We start from the raw sequence: 21,109 nt of genomic DNA on the forward strand, positions 1-21,109 counted from the left end.
GGCGGGTGATTAAAACAAAATGAGAACAAAAATGCTGTTCCGCTCTTGTTCTTGTGGAACAAACTATGTACGAAGCTTCCAACACGCATTGAATGCGTCGGCACATCGGTTTAGCGACGGAGGCTCCCAATGGCGGCATCTTTGAAGGTCATCGACAACAAAATGGCAGTCTCCAACGACAAGGCGAGCTCAGAGCGCGCCAAGGCACTCGACGCGGCGCTCGCACAGATCGACCGCGCATTCGGCAAGGGCTCGGCCATGCGGCTTGGCTCGAAGGAAACCATGCAGGTCGAGGCGATCTCGACCGGCTCGCTCGGGCTCGACATCGCGCTCGGCGTCGGTGGCCTGCCGCGCGGCCGCGTGATCGAGATCTACGGGCCGGAAAGCTCGGGCAAGACCACGCTCGCGTTGCACGTCATCGCCGAGGCGCAGAAGACCGGGGGCACCGCGGCGTTCGTCGATGCCGAGCATGCGCTCGACCCGGTCTATGCCAAGAAGCTGGGCGTCAATATCGACGAGCTGATAGTGTCGCAGCCCGACACCGGCGAGCAGGCGCTCGAAATCGTCGATACGCTCGTCCGTTCCAACGCGATCGACGTGCTGGTGGTCGACTCCGTCGCTGCGCTCGTTCCCCGCGCGGAAATCGAGGGCGAGATGGGCGACAGCCATGTCGGCCTTCAGGCGCGCCTGATGTCGCAGTCGCTGCGCAAGCTGACCGGCTCGATCAGCCGCTCGCGCTGCATGGTGATCTTCATCAACCAGCTGCGCATGAAGATCGGCGTGATGTACGGCAACCCGGAGACCACGACGGGCGGCAACGCACTGAAATTCTACGCCTCGGTCCGCCTCGACATCCGCCGCACCGGCCAGATCAAGGATCGCGAGGAAATCATCGGCAACACCACCCGGGTGAAGGTCGTCAAGAACAAGGTCGCGCCGCCGTTCAAGCAGGTCGAATTCGATATCATGTACGGCCAGGGCGTGTCCAAGATCGGCGAGATCCTCGACCTCGGCGTGAAGGCCGGGCTGGTCGAGAAATCGGGCGCCTGGTTCAGCTACGACAGCGTACGCATCGGGCAGGGCCGTGAGAATTCGAAGAATTTCCTCAAGGAGAATCCCGAAATGGCCGATCGCCTGGAAAAGGCGATACGTGCCCGTACCGACAAGGTCGCCGAAGAGATGATGGCTGGGCCCGAGCCTGAGGACGATACCGACGATCTCTGAGACCTGACTTCGCGCGGCGTTTCCCGTCGCAAAACCTGGAAAGGCCCGCCCGCGTCGGCGGGCCTTTCATATTTCGGCGTCCGGAGCCCGGCCAAGGCCTTGCCGATGGCATGCGCTGCCGCGGCGGGATAGGGCGGGGCGGACTCGCGGCTCTCCAGGTCACGGGCAGGCAGAGGGTCAAAGGCATGACGAGCGCGAACGACTGGTCCGGTCCTGTAGGCGATGTCTGAGCCGATGAGTGGCAACGGACCGATAGCTGCCTTGCCGGGCTCGCGGTCCACCTCAATGCTGCGATCCTCGACATGGCGGCTACGGGCAGTACGACGATCGTCGATATCGGCTGCGGCGCGGGCGCGACGAGCATCGCGACGGCCCGGGCGCTGCCGGACCGGCAGATCGCCGGGGTCGATATCTCGCCATCGCTGATCGGCATCGCGACCGAGCGGGCGCGTGATCTGGGCAATCTTTCCTTCCGCTGTGGTCCGGCTGAGGATCATCTCGCCGGACTGGCGCCGGTCGACCTGCTCGTCTCGCGGCACGGCGTGATGTTTTTCCCCGATCCGATTGCGGCCTTCTCCGCACTGCGGCGCGGCACCGTACCGGGTGCCGGTTTCGTTTTCTCCTGTTTCAGGAGCGCTGCGCTCAATCCATGGGCGACCGAACTGGTGTCGGCTGCCATCGGGAAGGTGCCGCCGCCTGCGACCGGCTATGCTCCAGGTCCTTTCGCCTTTGCCGACCCCGATTTCGTGCGTCCGCTACTCACCGAAGCAGGGTGGTCGCGGGTCGAGGCCAGGCCGGTCGATTTTCCCTATCGCGCCGGACACGGGATCGATCCGGTCGCTGATGCGCTGAGCTTCTTCCAGCGGATCGGTCCGGCCGCGCCCCTGCTCCGCCAGGCGCCGATCGAGGAGCGAGACGCGATGCTGGGCAGGATCGAATCGGTCATCGCCCATCATCGTTCGGACGAGTCCGTGGATTTCCCGGCGGCGGCATGGTTATGGTCGGCGCATAACGACATATAGAGAGAGGATCGCCGTGACGATCATCGTCCATCACCTCGAAAACTCCCGCTCGCAACGCATCCTGTGGATGCTCGAGGAGCTCGGCATGCCCTATGAGGTCAGGCGCTATGAGCGGAACAAGCAGACGATGCTTGCCCCGCCCGAGCTGAAAAAGGTCCATCCGCTCGGCAAGTCCCCCGTGATCGAGGACACCGACGATGGCCGGGTCATCGCCGAGACCGGCGCGATCATCGATTATCTCGTCGAAAAGGCCGACGGCCAGCTCGGCCCGCTTCCGCACCGGGATTCCGTGCTCCGCTACCGCCAGTTCCTTCACTATGCGGAAGGATCGCTGATGCCGCCGTTGCTGGTGAAGCTTGTCGTCAACCGCATCCCGTTCCTCGGCAGGAAGGTCGCGAAACGAATCCAGCCGATGATCGACGTGCATCTCGATTATGTCGAATCCGAGCTGGCCCAGCGCCCCTGGTTCGCCGGAGAGGAGATCACCGGCGCGGACATCATGATGAGCTTCCCCTTGGAAGCAGCGCGCAACCGCGCCGGGCTCGACGGCTCACGCCCGCACACCATCGCCTGGCTCGACCGGATTCATGCCCGGCCGGCCTATCAGGCGGCGTTGGCGAAAGGTGGGCCCTACGCCTACGCCTGAGCGCGGATCGGTATGGATCGATTCAAACGGACGCGGGGGCGTCGTAGAGTAGGATCGCACAGGACCCGATGAGCCTGTGCGTTCTTTCTCATCGCGATAGTGTTCGGATTTCCCTGTTCGGCGCAGGATTTTCCCTGTTACCTGACTCGAATTCCCTGTTTTCGGATAACAGGGAATTGGTTGTCATCTCGCTGATATCCATGGAGAATATCGGGGGAATCCGGGGAATTTCGACAGGGAAATTCGAAATTCCCTGTTAATTCCCTGTTCCGGGCCCAGGAACAGGGAATTCATTGCGCTACTATAGTAAGCCCTTGGACGGCGCGTGCGGCGGCTCGATGTCGATCGGCTCGACCGGGTCGAGATTGCCTTCCCATTTCGCCACGACGCTTGCGGCGATCGCGTTGCCGATCACGTTGGTGGCTGAGCGCCCCATGTCGAGGAAATGGTCGACCGCGAGGATCAGCAACAGGCCTGCCTCAGGGATCTTGAACAGCGACAGGGTCGCGGCGATCACGACAAGGCTGGCGCGCGGCACGCCGGCAATGCCCTTCGACGTGACCATCAGCACCAGCAACATCGTGATCTGCTCGCCGAGCGAGAGGTGGATGCCATAAGCCTGGGCGATGAACAGCGACGCGAACGTCATGTACATCATCGATCCGTCCAGGTTGAACGAATAGCCGAGCGGCAGCACGAAGCTGCCGATCTTGGGCGGCACGCCGAACCGGTCGAGTGCCTCCAGCGTGCGCGGATAGGCCGCCTCCGACGACGCGGTTGTGAAAGCGAGGATCAGCGGATCGCGGATATAGCGGACGAGCAGCGACGTCCTTTTGCCGATGAACAGATATCCGATGCCGATCAGCAGCAGCCAGAGTAGCAGCAGGCCGAAATAGAAGCTGAGGATGAAATAGCCAAGATCGGCCAGCACGCTCGGGCCGCGCTCGGCCAGGGTGGAGGCGACTGCGGCGAACACCGCGAACGGGGCGAAGCGCATCACATAATTGGTGATCTGCAGCATCACCGCGACCAGCCCTTCGAGAGCGCGGACCAGCGGTGCCGCCTTGTCGCCGACTGCGGTGATGGCGACGCCGACGAACACCGAGAAGACCACGATCTGGATGATCTCGTTGGTCGACATCGCCTCTATCATCGAGGCGGGTACGACGTGTGTGACGAAGTCCTTCAGGTTGAAGGCGGTCTTCACGATCCCGGCATCCGCCGTCGCGGGCGGGATCGGCAGGCCGAGGCCGACGCCCGGCTGGAGCAGGTTGACCAGGATCAGGCCCAGGGTCAGCGACAACAGGCTGGCGCAGAGGAACCAGGCGAGCGAGCGAAGGCCGACCCGGCCAAGCGCACCGGTGTCGCCCATATGCGCGATGCCGACGACCAGCGTCGAGAAGACGAGCGGCGCGATGATCATCTTGATAAGGCGCAGGAACAATGTGGTGATGATCGAGAAATAGCCCGCGATCTGCTCGAGCGATGCGGCGGAGGCCGGCGTGCCGTCGTCGATCGCGACATGCAGCGCCCAGCCGACGGCAAGGCCAAGCACCAGGCCGATCACGATGTAGAGTGTAAGGCGCTTGGCCATGTAGATTCCCCGGAAATGCCGCGGCAGGGAAGGGGATTGCAGCGGCGCGGTCAAGCGCCTTATGTCCTCGCGCAATAAACGGAAAGGGCGCGCATGTTCCTCACGAAACGCGAACTGCTCGCTGGCGCGGCGACGGGAATTTCGTTGCTCGCAATGCCGTCGATTCTTCGAGCGGCGGCGCCAGATCTCTCGGCACTGAAGGACATCACGACCGGGACGGCGCCGATCGGCGAGGGGGAGCGCCGGACACGACTCGTCCGGGCACAGGCCCTGATGAAGGCCAATGGCATCGGCGCGGTGCTGATCGAGCCCGGATCGTCGATGATCTATTTCACCGGTGTGCGCTGGGGCCGCAGCGAAAGGCTGACCGCCGCGATCCTGCCGGTCGAGGGCGATCCCTGCATCGTCACGCCCTTTTTCGAAGAACCCTCGGTGCGCCAGACACTGGGTGTGCCGGCCGAGGTGCGGGTGTGGCAGGAGGATGAGGACCCGCTGGCCGTCGTTGCCGGCTTCCTCAAGGAGCGAAAGCTCGCCGCGCGGCCGATCGGCATCGAGGAGACGTTGCGCTATTTCGCGGTGAACGGCCTCGCCCGCGCACTGCCGGGTGCGACGCTGGTCTCGGCCAACCCGGTCGTGCGCGGATGCCGCATGATCAAGACCGCGCCCGAGATCGCGCTGATGCAGACCGCGACCGACGTGACGATCGCCGCCTATCGCTGGACCCATCCGCGAATCGAGAAGGGCATGACGCCGGCCGATATCGGCGCGCTGATGGATGCTGCGACCGAGAAGTTGGGCGGCAGCCCCGAATTCTCGCTGGTGCTGGTGGGAGAGGCAGCGGCCTACCCGCATGGCAGCAAGGCGCCGCAAGTGGTCGCCGATGGGCAAGTGGTGCTGATGGACTGTGGCTGCACGGTGCAGGGCTATCAGTCGGATGTATCGCGCACCTTCGTGTTCGGCACTGCGAGCGCCGAGCAGCGCACGGTGTGGGACCATGTGCGCCAGGGCCAGGCGACCGCTTTCGCCGCCGCAAAGCTGGGCGCGCCGGCCGGCAGCGTCGACGATGCCGTGCGCCGCTATTACGAGACGCTTGGTTACGGCCCCCGCTACAAGCTGCCCGGCCTGTCGCACCGCACCGGCCACGGCATCGGGCTCGACGGGCATGAGCCGGTCAATCTCGTCCATGGCGAGGCGACGCCCCTCGCGCCGGGCATGTGCTTCTCGGACGAGCCGGGCCTGTATCTGCCGGGCAAATTCGGGGTCCGGCTGGAGGATTGTTTCCACATGACCGAGGCCGGCCCGAAGTGGTTTTCTCAGCCTCCGACGGCTATCGACGCGCCGTTCGGGTGATGTTCCTTGGCAAGGCGCGCAGTCCCGCTTAAATCGCCGCCATGACATCGACAAACGACATCCGCCGATCCTTCCTCGACTATTTCGAAGCCGAGGGTCATGCCCGCGTCGCCTCGGCGCCGCTGGTGCCGCATAACGATCCGACGCTGATGTTCGTCAACGCGGGCATGGTGCCGTTCAAGAACGTGTTCACCGGCCTGGAGACGCGGCCCTATTCGACTGCGACGTCGAGCCAGAAATGCGTTCGTGCCGGCGGCAAGCACAACGACCTGGACAATGTCGGCTATACGGCGCGGCACCACACCTTCTTCGAAATGCTCGGCAATTTCTCGTTCGGCGATTATTTCAAGGAGCGCGCGATCTCGCTCGCCTGGAATTTGATCACCAAGGAATGGGGCATATCGGGCGACCGGCTGACCGTCACCGTCTATCATACCGATGACGAGGCGTACGACCTGTGGCGCAAGATCGCCGGCCTGCCCGAGAGCCGGATCATCCGCATCGCGACGTCCGACAATTTCTGGTCGATGGGCGATACCGGCCCATGCGGGCCCTGCTCCGAAATCTTCTACGATCATGGCGACCATATTTTCGGCGGCCCTCCCGGCAGCCCGGATGAGGATGGCGACCGCTTCGTCGAGATCTGGAACCTGGTCTTCATGCAGTTCGAGCAGTCGGCCGATGGCACGCGCACCACTCTGCCGCGCCCGTCGATCGATACCGGCATGGGGCTGGAACGTGTCGCGGCGGTGCTGCAGGGCGTCCACGACAATTACGATACAGACACGTTCAAGGCGCTGATCGCCGAATCGAGCGCGCTGACTCGGACGCCGAGCACCGGCGACACCCAGGCGAGCCACCGCGTGATCGCCGACCATCTCCGTGCGTCGGGTTTCCTTGTCGCCGACGGCGTGCTGCCGGCGAATGAAGGCCGCGGTTATGTGCTGCGCCGGATCATGCGCCGCGCGATGCGGCATGCGCACCTGCTGGGCGCGAAAGAGCCGCTGATGCACCGGCTGGTGCCGTCGCTGGTGACCGAGATGGGCTCCGCCTATCCCGAGCTGCTGCGCGCCCAGGCCTCGATCGAGGCGACGCTGTTGCAGGAGGAAACCCAGTTCCGCCGCACGCTGACCAACGGCCTGCGCCTCCTCGACGAAGCGACTACCGGCATGGCGCCGGGCGCCACCCTGGCGGGCGAGACGGCGTTCAAGCTCTACGACACGTTCGGCTTCCCCTATGACCTGACCGAGGATGCGCTGCGGGCGCAGGGTTTCGGCGTCGACCGCGCCGGCTTCGATACGGCGATGGCCGAGCAGAAGCGTGCGGCGCGCGCTGCCTGGAAGGGTTCGGGCGACCGCGCCTCGGACGATATCTGGTTCGACATCGCCGAGGAAACCGGCGGGACTGAGTTTCTCGGCTATTCGGCAGAGGATGGCGAGGGTCAGGTGCTCGCGCTGGTCAAGGACGGCAAGCGCGTCGAGCGCGCCGGCCCGGGCGACACCGTCGATCTCGTGGTCAACCAGACGCCTTTCTATGGCGAGAGTGGTGGCCAGGTCGGTGACGCCGGAACCATCGCCAGCGAGAAGGGCCTGCACGGCGCGATCCAGGACACGCAGAAGCATCTCGGCCGCCTTTGGGCGCATCGGCTTTACGTGGAGGCAGGCGATATCTCGGTCGGCGACGCAGTGCGCCTGACGGTCGATCATGGCCGCCGCGGCGCGATCCGCGCCAATCACAGCGCGACGCATCTGCTGCATGAGGCGCTGCGCCAGCGGCTCGGCCTGCATGTCGCACAGAAGGGCAGTCTCGTCGCGCCCGACCGGCTGCGTTTCGACTTCTCCCAGCCGACCGCGATCGAGCCGCTGCGCATCGCCGAGGTCGAGGCCGATGTGAACCGCCATATCCGGGAAAATGGTGCGGTCTCGACCCGGTTGATGACGCCGGAAGAAGCCATCAACGAGGGCGCGATGGCGTTGTTCGGGGAAAAATATGGCGACGAGGTCCGCGTGGTCTCGATGGGCCATGAGGGTGACAAAGTATATTCGCTCGAACTTTGCGGCGGCACGCATGTGAAGCAGCTCGGCGATATCGGCCTGTTCAAGGTCGTCGGCGAGAGCGCGGTGTCGAGCGGCATCCGCCGTATCGAGGCACTGACCGGCGAGGCCGCGCGGCAATGGTTCACTGCGCGCGACGATAAACTTCGGGAGGCGGCCGCCGCGCTCAAGGCATCGCCCGACGAGGTGCCGGCGCGTGTCGTCGCACTGGTCGAGGAGCGCCGCCGGCTCGAGCGCGAACTGGCCGAGGCGAAGAAGGCGCTGGCGCTCGGCGGCGGCGGTTCGGCACAGGCTGGTCCGGAACAGATCGGTGGGGTGAACTTCGTCGGCCAGGTCGTGCAGGATTTCGACGCCAAGGGCCTGCGCGGTGCGGTCGACGAGACCAAGCAGCGGATCGGATCGGGCGTTGCGGTGATGGTCGCCGTTAATGAAGGCCGCGCGTCGATCGCGGTCGGCGTGACCGCCGATCTGGTTGCGACCCATAGCGCCGTCGATCTTCTGCGCCGCGCTGTGGCCGTGTTGGGCGGGCAGGGCGGTGGTGGCCGCCCCGACATGGCGCAGGGCGGCGGTCCGGACGGATCGAAGGGGGCGGAAGCGGTCGAGGCGATCAGGGCGGCGCTTGCGGAACAACCCGCGGTCGCCTGATCCTCAGGTCATTCGGGCCAGGAGAAGGGTAGGCTCGTCCTGCCCGTCTCGCCGCCGTCGGCTGCGAAGCGCCGCTCCATGATCATGCCGCGCCCTTGCATGTCGATCGCGAGCACGGTGCTGCACCGCGTGCCATAGACCGGGTCGAGGATGAAGATCGGCGACCGGAGCGGCTCCTGCGGCACGTCGGACGGGGTGCGCGGCTCCAGACCCATATCCGGCGGTACCTGTTCGTGCAGGCCATCGAACAGCAGTTCGGGATCGGTCGCGTCACCGGTGATCCAGTCGAGCAAGCGTGACTTGAGCCGCATCGTCTTGGGCCAGGGTTGGTCGAGCCGACCGTTCGACAGGCCGTACAGGCCGGAGGCAAGCGTGCTCCGTGTACTGTCGGGTCGGTCGACAGGAAATGGGCGCCGCGCCGGTCAGCCACGATCAGATTGACCGGGTTGAAGACCGACAGGTCGGCGGCGAGCGGATCGGCATAGACCCCGCTTCCAGCCAGATAGTCCGTCACCAGCGCACCGCGCGATGCGAGGCCGGCGACCGGAGCGCCGAAGCCGCGAAGATTCGTGACCACGGCACACCGGCCCTGTTCGGATACGCCAAGCCAGGTTCCGCCCGACTGGAGGTCGCGACCGGCGAGCAAATGGTCAGGCTCCTGCCAGCGCGCAAGCGGCTGCGCCGGCCGGGCATGAAGTTCGTCGCGGTTGCCGGCCATCAACAGCCGCCAGCGGGGATGCGCTTGCCACGCAAAGGCCAGGACACACATGAGCATATCCTAGGACGACCCACAGCGCTTGTCTCGACAGGGTTTGCGTGGAGGCGCATGATCCGGATCGAGAGCGCCGGCGCCCCGCGACCGCGCCCATAGGGGAGGGATGCGATGGACAGCCAGCAGCAGGATTCGACCTGGTTCGGACAGGCGCACCGATGGCCGCGCTGGATGCTGGCTGTGATCGGTCTGACGATGATCGTCGGCGGGGCCCTGCTCGCCAGCGCGATCCAGACATCGGGCGGCACGCGGGTGAGCGATATCCGCTTCAAGGGTGCCGACGGCACGGAGATGAGCGCGCTTCTCTACATCCCTGCGAATGCCAGCCCGGCCAGCCCAGCGCCCGGCGTCCTCGCGGTGCATGGCTACATCAATTCGCGCGAGATGCAGGATGGCTTCGCGATCGAGTTCGCGCGACGTGGCTATGTCGTGCTGGCGATGGACCAGACCGGGCATGGCTATAGCGGCGGGAAGGCGTTTTCGAACGGTTTCGGCGGGCCAGACGGGCTCGCCTATCTTCGCTCGCTGCCTTTCGTCGACAAGGACCAGATCGGACTCGAGGGGCACAGCATGGGCGGCTGGACGGTCCTCGCCGCGGCGGCAGCGATGCCCGACGCCTATCGCGCGATCGTGCTCGAAGGATCGTCCACCGGTGCGCCCTATGCGAAGGAAGGCACCCCGGCATGGCCGCGCAATCTGGGGCTGGTCTATAGCCGTTACGATGAGTTCTCGCAGCTCATGTGGGGCGCGGGGCGGGCGATGGATGTCGGGCAATCCGCCAAGCTAAAGCACCTGTTCGGCACGGCGGAGACGATCCAGGCCGGAAAGCTCTACGGGTCGATACCGGCAGGGACCGCCCGCTATCTGGTGCAGCCATCGACCACGCATCCGGGCGATCACATCTCGCCGGCGGCGATCGGCGCCGCGACCGACTGGTTCGCCCACACCCTGGCTGGCGGCCATCCGCTCCCGACTGGAGACCAGATCTGGTTCTGGAAAGAGGTCGGGACCGGCATCGGCCTGCTCGGCTTCGTGCCGCTGGTTCTCGGGGTGTTCGATCTGCTGCTGGCGTTGCCCTTCTTCGCCTCGCTACGAGGCAATGCCGCCGCCGCAGTGGCAGTCCGGGACGGGCGGTGGTGGCGCAGGGCGGTGACCGCTGCCGCGGTGCCGACGCTGACCTTCTTCCCCGTCTTCATCGCGATCTTCCTGCTGGTGCCGGCGACGGCGTTCCTGCCGCAAATGGTGACGACCCAGGTGATGGTATGGGCGCTGGTTGGCGCGGGACTCACCTGGGCATTCGGGCGGCGCGGCCTCGCTGGGCCGGATGCAGGCAGTGATTGGCTGAAGACGATCCTGCTCGCCCTGACGGCTACACTGGGCGCCTATCTGGTCTCTTCATTGGTGCAGTATGGGCTGCTGACCGATCTCCGTTTCTGGGTCGTGGCGATCAAGCCGCCCAGCGCCCGGCAATGGCTCATCGCGCTGATCTATGTCGTGCCGATCACCGTCGCCTTCCTGATGACGGGGCGGGTATTGCGGTCGCTTACGGTTGCGGGCGACCGGGGCCTGTCGCGCTATGTCTCGGCCATGCTGACAGCGTGCGGTGGGTTCGTGGTGCTGCTCGGCCTCGTCTATGGGGCCTTCTTCGCGACCGGCACGCTGGTGACGGGGTTCGATCCGCTGACGACCGTCATCGCGATCCAGTTCGTGCCCGTGCTGGCCGCCGCGGCCGCGGTGATGACCTTTGGCTGGAGCCGCACCGGCAGCCATCGGCCCGGCGCGGTGCTCGCCGGCATGCTCGTGACCCTGTATGTCGTCGCGGGGACCGCGACCCAGGGGTGAGATCGCTCCCGAGCTCAACCGGCCCCGGCGACAAGGGCAGCGATTGCCTGATCAATGGTGATCCTGCCCTTGCGCGCTTTATGCTCGGCAAAATCGATCCAGCCCTGGTTGAACCCATCGATCATCTGCATGCGCGGCAGCGGGTTCACCATGCCCTGTTCGCGGAATATCCGCTCCCAATCGAGGCGCGGTACGATATCGGCCTCGACGGGATGGCCGAGCGCACTGCCGAACGCGACGGCGAGGTCGTTCGGAGAGACTCGCGTCGGGCCTTCAAGCTCGACGATGCGATGCCCGGTCCAATTATCCTGCAGCAGTTCTGCGGCGACGCGGCCGACATCGTCGGTGGCGATCATCGCGATGCGACGGTCGAGCGGCTGGAGATAGCTATGGATTACACCCTGCTCGCGCGCCGAGGAAATATCCCAGGCGGCATTTTCCATGAACCACGCAGCGCGCAGGAAGGTGATCGGCAGATCGACGCCCGCCAGTTCCTGTTCGAGCAACCGCAGCGCATTGAGCAAGTTCGGTTGCGCGGCGTCGGCGCCGACCGTGGACAGCACGACCACCCTGGCGGGTCTGGATTGATTCAAGGCAGCGCGGATCGCGGCTAGGCGGGCTCTGGTCTCGGCAAAGTCCGGGCCGGGATCGAACACCGGCGGGAGCAGAATGAAGGCGCCTTCAACGCCCTCCAGCGCAGCGGCGAGCGGCCCGGCCGTGTCGGCATCGGCAATCGCGACGTCGCAGCCGATAGCGGCCCATGGTGCACCCTTCGACTCGTCGCGCACAACGGCGCGGACGCTGCGCCGAGCATCGAGCAAGGTGCGCGCGACCGCGCCGCCGACCTTCCCTGTGATGGCAGTGATGGCAAACATGATCTGATCCTTCCGATGCTGTCTCTCGAACGGCATTTAGGAGGCGGACCACTGTTGATCCCAATGCCGATATGTCAAAACAGTCGAGACTCGAAATCGGGAATGACGATGGCGTACGACGCGAGACTCCTTTCGGGCGTGACCGTGTTGATGGCGGTGGTCGAAGCCGGGACGATGGTGCGTGCGGCAGAGGCGCTGGGGCTGTCGGCGTCCGGTGTGGGCCGCGCGATCGCCCGGCTCGAGGCGCGGGTCGGTATCCGGCTGCTCGAACGCACGACCAGATCGATGCATCTCACCGATGAGGGGCGGCGCCTGTACGAGCGGATCGGACCGCTTCTCGATGGGATCGAGGAGGCTGCGATCGAGGCATCAGGCTCGGCCGCGGTCGTACGTGGGCGGCTGCGCGTCAATGTCGACCCGTTTTTCTCGCAGGTCGTGCTGGCCGAACAGGTGGCGATCTTCCTCGAACGTCATCCGGAACTGACGCTCGACCTCATCATGCGCGACTCGGTCGGCGATCTGGTGGCGGACGGGTTCGATCTGGCACTGCGATCGGGCGAGCCCTCGACCGGATCCTTCGTGGCGCGCAAGCTGATCGAGACCCGCGTGCTGACCGTCGCGGCACCCGGCTACCTCGATCGGCGGGGCAGGCCGGTCCATCCGTCCGAACTGGCGCAGCATGACACGATCGACTTCTGGGATGCGGCGCATGGGCGCGCTTATGACTGGGAGTTTCGCCGGGGCGCCGAGATATTGCCGGTGAAGATCAGGGCGCGGATGATGACCTCCGACAGTAGCACCATGCTTCGTGCCTGTGTGGCGGGGGTGGGTATCGCGCAGATCCTCGCGCTGGGTACCCGCGACCTGATCGAGCAGGGGCGGCTCATCGAGCTTTTCCCCGACTGGCCCGGGGAGGTCTTCCCCTATTATGCGCTCTACCCCTCGCGGCATCAGCGGGCGGCCAAGGTGCGTGCCTTCATCGATTTCGTGGTCGAGGCGCTATCGGGCCATCGGGAGTGAGGCCGGCGATCAGGTCGTCCAGCCGCCGTCGATGATGTGGACCTGCCCCGTGGTGAAGCTCGACTCGTCCGACGCGAGATACAAGGCGAGAGCGGCGATCTCTTCAGGCCGACCGAGGCGGCCCATAGGCTGGCGGGCCTCGAAATCGGCCAGAGCGGCGTCATGATCTCCGGTCGCGCGCAACCTGTCGTGCAGCGACGGGCTGTCCACCGTGCCCGGCGCGATTGCGTTGCAGCGGATGCCCTGTTTCACGAAATCGGCCGCGACTGACTTGGTCAGGCCGATCACTGCAGCCTTGCTCGCGCCGTACGCGAACCGGCCCGGCACACCGGTGACCGAGCCCGCCACCGAGGCGATGTTCACGATCGATCCACCGCCCTTCGCGATCATCGCGGGCAGGGCGCGCCTGATCAGGTGGAACATGCCGGTGACGTTGATCTCGAAGGAGGCAGCCCAGTCGCGATCGTCGCAATCGAGGATCGTGCCGCGCGCGACATACCCGGCACAGTTTAGCAGCACGTCGATCGGGCCAGCTTCCGCCAGCACCGCCTCGATGCTCGCCGGATCCGTTACGTCCAGCATCCGGCCAGTGCAACCATCCAGGCCTCCCAGCGTCGTCGCGTTGCGATCGGTAGCCCAGACGGTCGCGCCCTGGGCCGCGAACAGGGTCGCCGCCGCGCGGCCGATACCCTGGCCTGCCCCGGTGACGAGCGCGATCTTGCCGGACAATCTGCTCATCGATCAATTTCCCATTTCAGCCGACGGGGTCAGGCCTTTGCCGTTGGCATCCTGGCGCGGCGCAGCCGTGGTTCGTGCTTCATGTCGGCCGCTTCCTTGATCTCCTTGCGCAACTCGTCGCGCTTCTCGTGGATCGAGGCGATGACCGGGCCGACGGCGATGCCGAGATCGACCAGCAATGCCTCGGAAAGCTGAAGCGAGCTTTCCAGCGTTTCGGGGACCGCATCGGTCGCGCCGGCTCGGTAGAGCTCGGCGGCGTGGGCTGTATCGCGCGCGCGGGTGACGATGGTCAGGTTGGGTACCCAGCTGCGCACGCGCCGGGTGAGCTGAACCGACAGGACCGGATCGTCCATCGTCAGGATCAGCGCCTTGGCGCGCCCCAGATTGAGGCGATCGACCAGTTCCGACCGGGCAACGTCACCGAAGATGACAGGATAGCCGTCCGCGCGCGCCGCCTTGACCGCGTCGATATCGGCTTCGACCGCGATGAAGGGCTGGTCATGCACCTTCAGCATGTCCGCCACCATGCGCCCGACACGACCGAAGCCGATCACCACCGTGCCCGGCCCGTCGGCGGAGACCTCGGTATCGGGCGCGTCGCCACCGGCGCGCAATTCGATCCGGCGTGCAACCCGCTGGCCGAGCCAGGCGAGCAGAGGCGTGATCGTCAGGCCGATCGCCGTGACGGTCTGCCAGAAACTGGCGGTCGCAGGCTGGATCAGACCAGCGGCTGCGGCTGTGCCAAGCACGATCAGGGTGGTTTCCGACGGGCTGCCCATCAGAAGACCGGTTTCAGCCGCGACGCCGTTGCGAATGCCTGATAATTTCAGCAGGCCGAACGTCACCAGCGCCTTAACCGCGACCACCGCGACGATGGCAGCGGCAAGGGCCGGCCAGTTTTCCAGGATCGAGCGCAGGTCAAGGCTCATGCCGACCGTGATCAGGAACACACCGAGCGCGAGGCCCTTGAACGGGGCGGTCATCACCTCGACCTCGCTGTGATAGTCGGTCTCGGCGATCAGGACACCGGCGAGCAGTGCGCCGACGATCGGGGAAAGGCCGACGGCGGCCGTCGCGAGACTTGCGATGATCACCACGAGGAGGGAAGCGGCCAGGAACAGCTCCGGGCTCTTGGTCCGGGCCGCCTGGGCGAACAGGCGGGGAAGCAGGAAACGGCCGCCAATGAACATTGCCGCGACGGTAAGCACGCCGCCGCCGATGACGCGAACGATGGGGGCCCATCCGTCACCGGCGCCAGGGCCGAGCGCCGCCAGCACGAAGATGATCGGGACGAGCGCCAGATCCTCGAACAGCAGCATCGCAAAGGCGGAGCGTCCGACGGGGCTGCTGGTGCCGGCGATCGGGAGGACCAGCGCGGTGGAGGAGAGAGCCAGGGCGAATCCCAGGCCGATCGAGCCCGCCCAGCTCAGGCCGGTAAGATGAATCGCGGTGCCGATGATGAGGCCGGAGCCGATCAGTTCGGCGGCGCCGGTGCCGAACACGAGCGTTCGCATCGACCATAACCGCTTGAGCGACAGTTCGAGCCCGATCGAGAACAGCAGCAGAATGATGCCGAATTCGGCAAAGGGCTCTATCGAATGCGCGTCCGAGATGGTGATGTAATAGAGCCAGGGATAGTCGCCGACCAGGGTGCCGAGGCCGGAAGGACCGACAAGCAGGCCGACCAGGATGAAACCGATCACCGGGCTGATCTTCAGCCTTGCAAAAGCCGGAATAACCAGTCCGGCCGCCCCCAAGATCACCAGCGCGTCGCTGAAGCCGTTATTTTCCAATCCCATCGCCATGGGGGTACATAAACACCCGATGGCGGGTTTGTCAGCCGTTCACCGACTGGTTTTTTGGATCGTCCCGACTTTACCGCCACGGAAGAGGGGGCGCCATTTCAAGGGGCGGGCAGGGCGTCGCCGCCCCAAAACGAAAACACCGCCGCTACGGCCTTGCGGATGTAGCGACGGTGTTCGTGTCGGTACCGGGTGGCGTTATCTGGAAGCGCCCATCCGTGCCTCGAGATTGACGCGGACCTGCTCGAAGAACTGCTCGGTCGTCATCCAGGGCTGGTCGGGGCCGATCAGGATCGCGAGATCCTTGGTCATGTGACCGCTCTCGACCGTGTCGACGCAGACCTTTTCGAGCAGCTCGGCGAACTCGGTCACTTCCGGCGTGCCGTCGAACTTGCCGCGATACTTCAGGCCGCCGGTCCAGGCGAAGATCGACGCGATCGGGTTGGTCGAGGTGGCCTTGCCCTGTTCGTGCATGCGGAAGTGGCGGGTGACGGTGCCGTGCGCCGCCTCTGCCTCGACCGTCTTGCCGTCCGGCGTGAGCAGCACCGAGGTCATCAGGCCGAGCGAGCCGAAGCCCTGTGCGACCTGATCCGACTGAACGTCGCCGTCATAGTTCTTGCAGGCCCAGACGAATTCGCCGTGCCACTTCAGCGCCGAGGCGACCATGTCGTCGATCAGGCGATGCTCATAGACGATGCCGGCTTCCTTGAAGCGATCCTTGAACTCGCTCTCGAACACCTCGGCGAACAGATCCTTGAAGCGGCCGTCATAGGCCTTGAGGATGGTGTTCTTGGTCGAGAGATAGACCGGCCAGCCCAGGTTGAGGCCGTAATGCATCGAGGCGCGTGCGAAATCGCGGATCGAATCGTCGAGATTGTACATCGCCATGGCGACGCCTGAGGACGGAAACTGGAACACCTCCTCGTCGATCACGGTACCGTCGTCGCCTTCGAACACCAGGCGCAGCTTGCCGGGGCCGGGGACGCGATAATCGGTCGCGCGATACTGGTCGCCAAAGGCGTGGCGGCCGACGACGATCGGGTGAGTCCAGCCCGGGATCAGCCGGGGGACGTTCTTCATCACGATCGGCTCGCGGAACACGACGCCGCCCAGGATGTTGCGGATCGTCCCGTTGGGCGACTTCCACATCTTCTTGAGGCCGAATTCCTCGACGCGTGCCTCGTCCGGTGTGATCGTCGCACACTTCACGCCGACGCCGTATTTCTGGATCGCCTTCGCGCTGTCGACGGTGATCTTGTCGTCGGTCTCGTCACGCTTCTGGATGCCCAGATCGTAATAATCGAGATCGATATCGAGATAGGGGAGGATCAGGCGCTCGCGAATCCATTGCCAGATGATCCGCGTCATCTCGTCGCCGTCGATCTCCACGACAGGCGTCTTCACCTTGATCTTCGCCATCGATACTCGCTTTCAAGAGGGGAGGGGTTGGGGGAGCGTCTAGGAGGAAGGCCCGCCCGGATCAACATCGTCGTGCCAGGCTTTCGTCACGGATCGTCGCCGGTGCCGTTCGTACCCGACACCCATAGCATCATTGTCTTGGGGGGATGCACGGGATAGACCGTGTCGATGGTTTCACAAGACACGCCGCCGTCGGGCACGCCCGCGATCAAATGGCGCTTTCCCGACATGCACCCGGAGGGGCGCAAATATGTTCTCATCTCCGGCTCGGTCGCGCTGGTCGCGCTGTGGTGGTTCGGTTGGTTCGTCGCCTGGCCGCTGATCGGCCTGACCCTATGGGTCGCGGCGTTCTTCCGCGATCCGGTACGCGTCACGCCGCAGGGCGACGGGCTGATCATCGCGCCGGCCGACGGGCTGATCACCATGATCCAGCGCATGCCGGTACCGCGCGAACTGGCCGGCGAGAATGGGCTTGGCGATGCGCCTTTGGTGCGCGTCTCGATCTTCATGTCGGTGTTCGACGTGCACATCAACCGCACCCCGATCGCCGGCACGATCCGCCAGGTCGTCTATATATCGGGCAAATTTCTCAACGCCGACCTGGACAAGGCGAGCGAGGAGAATGAGCGCCAGCATGTCGTGGTCGAGGGCCGCGATGGGCGCCGTATCGGCTTTACCCAGATCGCCGGCCTCGTCGCGCGGCGCATCGTCGGCTTCGTGAAACCAGGCGATATGGTCGCGAGCGGCCAGCGCGTCGGCCTGATCCGGTTCGGCAGCCGGGTCGACGTCTACCTTCCCGACGATATCGCGCCGCAGGTCGCGCTCGGCCAGCGATGCGTTGCGGGCGAGACAATCCTTGGCCGGCCCGGCGTGAGCGCGGCGAGCGGTATCGCGCAGTGAGCCATCCCCTATGAGGCGCCCGCTTCCGAGGCGAACACCCCGCGGCCTGCCGCTACGCGCAGTCGCCCCCAATGCGGTCACCGCGCTAGCCTTATGCTTCGGCCTGACCGGAATCCGCTTCGCCATCTCGGCGAACTGGGAGACGGCGGTGACGATGATCATGATCGCCGGCGTCCTTGACGGGCTCGACGGCAGCGTCGCGCGGCTGGTGCGTGGCGAGAGCCGGTTCGGCGCGGAACTCGATTCGCTGTCCGACGCGATCTCCTTTGGCGTGTCCCCGGCGCTGATCCTCTATCTCTGGTCATTGCAGGAAATGCCGCGCATCGGCTGGCTGGTCGCGCTGGTCTTCGCGGTATTCTGCGCGCTCCGTCTGGCGCGGTTCAATGCCAATATCGACGTGACCGAGCAGCCACATAAATCTGCCGGTTTCCTGACCGGCATTCCCGCACCGGCAGGGGCCGGGTTGGCGATGCTGCCGCTTTATCTGTCCTTCTGGAACGACCTGCCCTGGCTGCGGTCGCCCTTTATCGTCGCACCTTGGGTCGGACTGGTGGCAACCCTGATGGTATCGAGCTTTGCGACCTATAGCTGGTCTTCGCTCAAGCTGCGCAACAATATCCGGTTCGAGGCGATCGCGATCGTGGTGCTGCTCGGTGCAGCGCTGATCTCGGCGCCCTGGCACACGCTATCGGCGATCTGTATCGCCTATCTCGCGTCGATGCCGTTCAGCGTTTCCGCATATCGCCGTGTCAGGCGGCTGCGCGGAGCACCTGCGGGCGAGCCGCAGCCACCGCTGCCCGTACCGGACGAACGCGGGCGCGAAGCCGCCGATCGCTGAGGATCAACATCGGTTCGGTGACATAGGCCGGATCAGCCTCACCGCGGAGCAGGGCTGCGATCCGGGGCAGTGCCGGAACAAGCGTGAACGCGAATACGGAAGCGGCGGCGGCAAAGGCGCCGGCGAAAACCAGGATACCAAGAACCGTCATCATCGCCCAACTCCCTGATTGCGTGGGCAGAAACCAGAATCCGAAAACCGCGAAACGCCGTGTTCCGTTCCATGTCCCTGTTGTGAACACTGTATGTTCCCTTACTGTTCCACTTGTCAACGCTTGATTTAAGTCGAGCGCTTCGCTAAGTGGCGCGCCTTCACACCGCATGGGAAGCACACATCGCCGGTGTCCGGAGCAATCCGGATTACTCGCTTCCCAGAGGCACAACCGGAAAGGAATTATCTATGGCGGCACCTGTCGTCACCATGCAGCAATTGCTCGAAACGGGCGCGCACTTCGGCCACCAGACCCACCGCTGGAACCCGAAGATGAAGCCTTACATCTTTGGCGACCGCAACGGCGTCCACATCCTCGATCTTTCGCAGACCGTGCCGCTGTTCGCGCGCGCTCTCGAATTCGTGAATGCTTCGGTCGCGGCCGGCGGCAAGGTGCTGTTCGTCGGCACCAAGCGCCAGGCGCAGGAGCCCGTCGCCGACGCCGCGCGTCGTTCGGGCCAGCATTTCGTCAACCATCGCTGGCTGGGCGGCATGCTCACCAACTGGAAGACCATCTCGAACTCGATCAAGCGCCTCAAGACGCTCGAAGAGCAGCTTTCGGGCGACACGCACGGCCTGACCAAGAAGGAAGTGCTCCAGCTCACCCGCGAGAAGGACAAGCTCGAGCTCTCGCTCGGCGGCATCCGCGACATGGGCGGCATTCCGGACGTGATGTTCGTGATCGACGCCAACAAGGAAGAGCTGGCGATCAAGGAAGCCAACACCCTGGGTATCCCGGTCGTGGCGATCCTCGATTCGAACGTCTCGCCAGACGGCATCGCCTTCCCGGTTCCCGCCAATGACGACGCAAGCCGCGCCATCCGCCTCTATTGCGAGGCGATCGCCATCGCAGCGACCCGTGGCGGCAACGAGCAGGTTGCACGTCGTGGCGTCGATGTCGGCGCGATGGAAGCACCGCCCGTCGAAGAGGCGCTGACCGTCGAAGCTGCTCCGGCAGCCGAGCCGGTCGAAGCGATCGATTTCACGGCGCCTGCGGCTGATGTGGCCGTCGCTCCCGAGGCTGCTGCCGAGGAAGAGCGTCAGCTCGACGCCTGAGCGTCGCTGAACTGAAATACGGACGGGGTAGGGCGCAGGCCTTTCCCCGTCCGCAACCATATCCGAAGCACAAGAGGACAAGAGACATGGCCGAGATCACGGCAGCCGCGGTCAAGGATCTGCGCGAAAAGAGCGGCGCAGGCATGATGGACTGCAAGAAGGCGCTCACCGAGAACAATGGCGACACGACCGCAGCAATGGATTGGCTGCGTACCAAGGGCCTCGCCGCCGCCGCGAAGAAGTCCAGCCGCACCGCGGCCGAGGGCCTGGTCGGTATCGAAGTGTCCGGTACCAAGGGCGCCGCGGTCGAAGTCAATTCCGAGACCGATTTCGTCGCCAAGAACGTGCAGTTCCAGACGTTCGTCCGCGACGTGACCTCGGTTGCGCTCGAATTGGGCGATTCGATCGACACGATCAAGGCAGCGCAACTCGGCGACAAGACCGTCGAGGAGGTGCTGACCAACAACATCGCGACGATCGGCGAGAACCAGACGATTCGCCGCGCCAAGCGCCTCGAAGTGACGTCGGGCGCGATCGTTCCTTACGTTCATAACGCGGCCGCTCCCGGCCTCGGCAAGATCGGCGTGCTCGTCGCACTCGAGAGCGAGGCTGGTGCCGATGTGCTCGAGCCGCTCGGCAAGCAGATTGCGATGCACATTGCCGCGGCGTTCCCGCTGGCGCTGAACGAATCCGATCTCGACCCCGAAATCGTCGAGCGCGAGCGCGCGATCGCGACCGAGAAGGCAGCCGAATCGGGCAAGCCCGCCGACATCGTCGCGAAGATGGTCGAAGGCTCGATCGCCAAGTACCGCAAGGAAAACGCACTGGTCAGCCAGCTGCTCGTGATGGACGGCAAGACCAAGATCTCCGACGTCGTCGCCAATGCCGCCAAGGCAGCCGGCAAGCCGATCGTGCTGAAGGACTATGTCCGCTTCCAGCTCGGCGAGGGCATCGAGAAGGAAGTCAGCGATTTCGCTGCCGAAGTCGCGGCCGCCGCTGGCGTCTGATCGCTTCGATACCGTATCAGTGGGGCGGGGTTCGGCGTTGCCGGCCTCGCCCTTCTTGTATGATACTGCGTAAGTGATTGCGATGTAACGCTTTT

17 protein-coding genes and 1 pseudogene are annotated in these 21,109 nt (G+C 64.9%); 11 read left to right on the top strand and 7 right to left on the bottom strand.

All coding sequences use genetic code 11. The annotated features are described in order from the left end of the window. The first annotated feature begins 129 nt into the window (after positions 1-129). The 3 genes from recA to AC1DT7_RS04220 all read left to right on the top strand — a co-directional run bounded on the left by recA (position 130) and on the right by AC1DT7_RS04220 (position 2,892). Positions 130-1,224, top strand: coding sequence for a recombinase RecA (gene recA, locus AC1DT7_RS04210; protein ID WP_478034469.1), 1,095 nt, complete (start codon positions 130-132; stop codon positions 1,222-1,224). Positions 1,225-1,526: 302 nt separating this feature from the next. After that, positions 1,527-2,246, top strand: a complete 720-nt coding sequence (locus tag AC1DT7_RS04215; RefSeq protein ID WP_478034471.1) for a class I SAM-dependent methyltransferase — start codon at positions 1,527-1,529, stop codon at positions 2,244-2,246. 13 nt (positions 2,247-2,259) lie between these two features. Continuing rightward, a complete protein-coding gene (locus tag AC1DT7_RS04220; RefSeq protein WP_478034473.1) occupies positions 2,260-2,892 on the top strand; it encodes a glutathione S-transferase family protein in 633 nt (210 codons plus the stop codon). Positions 2,893-3,193: 301 nt separating this feature from the next. Here AC1DT7_RS04220 and AC1DT7_RS04225 read toward each other — a convergent pair whose 3' ends face one another. Then, entirely contained in the window at positions 3,194-4,486 is a 1,293-nt protein-coding gene (locus AC1DT7_RS04225; protein WP_478034474.1) for a dicarboxylate/amino acid:cation symporter, read from the bottom strand. A 93-nt stretch (positions 4,487-4,579) separates the two neighbouring features. On the opposite strand from AC1DT7_RS04225, the gene AC1DT7_RS04230 reads away from it, so the two are divergent. After that, the gene (locus AC1DT7_RS04230) at positions 4,580-5,836 is read left to right on the top strand and encodes a M24 family metallopeptidase (RefSeq protein WP_478034475.1); all 1,257 of its coding nucleotides are present in this window, start codon (positions 4,580-4,582) and stop codon (positions 5,834-5,836) included. Positions 5,837-5,877: 41 nt separating this feature from the next. After that, the gene (gene alaS / locus AC1DT7_RS04235) at positions 5,878-8,535 is read left to right on the top strand and encodes an alanine--tRNA ligase (RefSeq protein ID WP_478034476.1); all 2,658 of its coding nucleotides are present in this window, start codon (positions 5,878-5,880) and stop codon (positions 8,533-8,535) included. 8 nt (positions 8,536-8,543) lie between these two features. Here the strand turns inward: alaS and AC1DT7_RS04240 are convergent, their stop codons facing one another. Next, on the bottom strand, positions 8,544-8,894 hold the full coding sequence (locus AC1DT7_RS04240) for an NRDE family protein (RefSeq protein ID WP_478034639.1): 351 nt from the start codon (positions 8,892-8,894) through the stop codon (positions 8,544-8,546). Positions 8,895-9,004: 110 nt separating this feature from the next. Then, positions 9,005-9,310: pseudogene (locus AC1DT7_RS04245) on the bottom strand (NRDE family protein); the annotation flags it as partial. Between the two features lie 108 nt (positions 9,311-9,418). Here AC1DT7_RS04245 and AC1DT7_RS04250 point away from each other — a divergent pair. Next, positions 9,419-11,149: an alpha/beta hydrolase family protein gene (locus AC1DT7_RS04250; RefSeq protein WP_478034478.1), complete on the top strand. Its 1,731-nt coding sequence runs from the start codon at positions 9,419-9,421 to the stop codon at positions 11,147-11,149. Between the two features lie 14 nt (positions 11,150-11,163). Here the strand turns inward: AC1DT7_RS04250 and AC1DT7_RS04255 are convergent, their stop codons facing one another. Continuing rightward, entirely contained in the window at positions 11,164-12,024 is an 861-nt protein-coding gene (locus AC1DT7_RS04255) for an NmrA family NAD(P)-binding protein (protein ID WP_478034480.1), read from the bottom strand. A gap of 108 nt (positions 12,025-12,132) precedes the next feature. Between AC1DT7_RS04255 and AC1DT7_RS04260 the strand changes: the two genes are divergently transcribed. Continuing rightward, positions 12,133-13,044 (top strand): LysR family transcriptional regulator, encoded by a 912-nt coding sequence (locus AC1DT7_RS04260; RefSeq protein WP_478034482.1) that lies wholly within the window; start codon positions 12,133-12,135, stop codon positions 13,042-13,044. Between the two features lie 9 nt (positions 13,045-13,053). Here AC1DT7_RS04260 and AC1DT7_RS04265 read toward each other — a convergent pair whose 3' ends face one another. The 3 genes from AC1DT7_RS04265 to AC1DT7_RS04275 form a co-directional block, all read right to left on the bottom strand. After that, positions 13,054-13,782 (bottom strand): SDR family oxidoreductase, encoded by a 729-nt coding sequence (locus AC1DT7_RS04265; protein WP_478034484.1) that lies wholly within the window; start codon positions 13,780-13,782, stop codon positions 13,054-13,056. A 29-nt stretch (positions 13,783-13,811) separates the two neighbouring features. Beyond that, positions 13,812-15,587, bottom strand: coding sequence for a cation:proton antiporter domain-containing protein (locus AC1DT7_RS04270; RefSeq protein ID WP_478034486.1), 1,776 nt, complete (start codon positions 15,585-15,587; stop codon positions 13,812-13,814). Between the two features lie 195 nt (positions 15,588-15,782). After that, positions 15,783-17,003 (bottom strand): NADP-dependent isocitrate dehydrogenase, encoded by a 1,221-nt coding sequence (locus tag AC1DT7_RS04275; RefSeq protein ID WP_478034487.1) that lies wholly within the window; start codon positions 17,001-17,003, stop codon positions 15,783-15,785. Positions 17,004-17,171: 168 nt separating this feature from the next. On the opposite strand from AC1DT7_RS04275, the gene AC1DT7_RS04280 reads away from it, so the two are divergent. From AC1DT7_RS04280 to tsf, 4 genes are all read left to right on the top strand, one after another. Further along, positions 17,172-17,903 (top strand): phosphatidylserine decarboxylase, encoded by a 732-nt coding sequence (locus tag AC1DT7_RS04280; RefSeq protein ID WP_478034488.1) that lies wholly within the window; start codon positions 17,172-17,174, stop codon positions 17,901-17,903. A 10-nt stretch (positions 17,904-17,913) separates the two neighbouring features. After that, on the top strand, positions 17,914-18,741 hold the full coding sequence (locus AC1DT7_RS04285) for a CDP-alcohol phosphatidyltransferase family protein (protein WP_478034489.1): 828 nt from the start codon (positions 17,914-17,916) through the stop codon (positions 18,739-18,741). A 399-nt stretch (positions 18,742-19,140) separates the two neighbouring features. Beyond that, on the top strand, positions 19,141-20,007 hold the full coding sequence (gene rpsB, locus AC1DT7_RS04290) for a 30S ribosomal protein S2 (protein WP_478034490.1): 867 nt from the start codon (positions 19,141-19,143) through the stop codon (positions 20,005-20,007). 86 nt (positions 20,008-20,093) lie between these two features. Beyond that, positions 20,094-21,014, top strand: a complete 921-nt coding sequence (gene tsf / locus AC1DT7_RS04295; protein ID WP_478034491.1) for a translation elongation factor Ts — start codon at positions 20,094-20,096, stop codon at positions 21,012-21,014. Positions 21,015-21,109 lie beyond the last annotated feature (95 nt).

It is taken from the genome of Sphingomonas sp. P3_C6, assembly GCF_056402595.1.

Coding starts and splice junctions, on each gene's coding strand:
- rpsB (WP_478034490.1), top strand. CDS start 19,141: ATGGCGGCACCTGTCGTCACCATGCAGCAATTGCTCGAAACGGGCGCG.
- AC1DT7_RS04255 (WP_478034480.1), bottom strand. CDS start 12,024: ATGTTTGCCATCACTGCCATCACAGGGAAGGTCGGCGGCGCGGTCGCG.
- AC1DT7_RS04225 (WP_478034474.1), bottom strand. CDS start 4,486: ATGGCCAAGCGCCTTACACTCTACATCGTGATCGGCCTGGTGCTTGGC.
- AC1DT7_RS04250 (WP_478034478.1), top strand. CDS start 9,419: ATGGACAGCCAGCAGCAGGATTCGACCTGGTTCGGACAGGCGCACCGA.
- tsf (WP_478034491.1), top strand. CDS start 20,094: ATGGCCGAGATCACGGCAGCCGCGGTCAAGGATCTGCGCGAAAAGAGC.
- alaS (WP_478034476.1), top strand. CDS start 5,878: ATGACATCGACAAACGACATCCGCCGATCCTTCCTCGACTATTTCGAA.
- AC1DT7_RS04275 (WP_478034487.1), bottom strand. CDS start 17,003: ATGGCGAAGATCAAGGTGAAGACGCCTGTCGTGGAGATCGACGGCGAC.
- AC1DT7_RS04230 (WP_478034475.1), top strand. CDS start 4,580: ATGTTCCTCACGAAACGCGAACTGCTCGCTGGCGCGGCGACGGGAATT.
- AC1DT7_RS04270 (WP_478034486.1), bottom strand. CDS start 15,587: ATGGCGATGGGATTGGAAAATAACGGCTTCAGCGACGCGCTGGTGATC.
- AC1DT7_RS04260 (WP_478034482.1), top strand. CDS start 12,133: ATGGCGTACGACGCGAGACTCCTTTCGGGCGTGACCGTGTTGATGGCG.
- AC1DT7_RS04265 (WP_478034484.1), bottom strand. CDS start 13,782: ATGAGCAGATTGTCCGGCAAGATCGCGCTCGTCACCGGGGCAGGCCAG.
- AC1DT7_RS04280 (WP_478034488.1), top strand. CDS start 17,172: ATGGTTTCACAAGACACGCCGCCGTCGGGCACGCCCGCGATCAAATGG.
- AC1DT7_RS04285 (WP_478034489.1), top strand. CDS start 17,914: ATGAGGCGCCCGCTTCCGAGGCGAACACCCCGCGGCCTGCCGCTACGC.
- recA (WP_478034469.1), top strand. CDS start 130: ATGGCGGCATCTTTGAAGGTCATCGACAACAAAATGGCAGTCTCCAAC.
- AC1DT7_RS04215 (WP_478034471.1), top strand. CDS start 1,527: ATGGCGGCTACGGGCAGTACGACGATCGTCGATATCGGCTGCGGCGCG.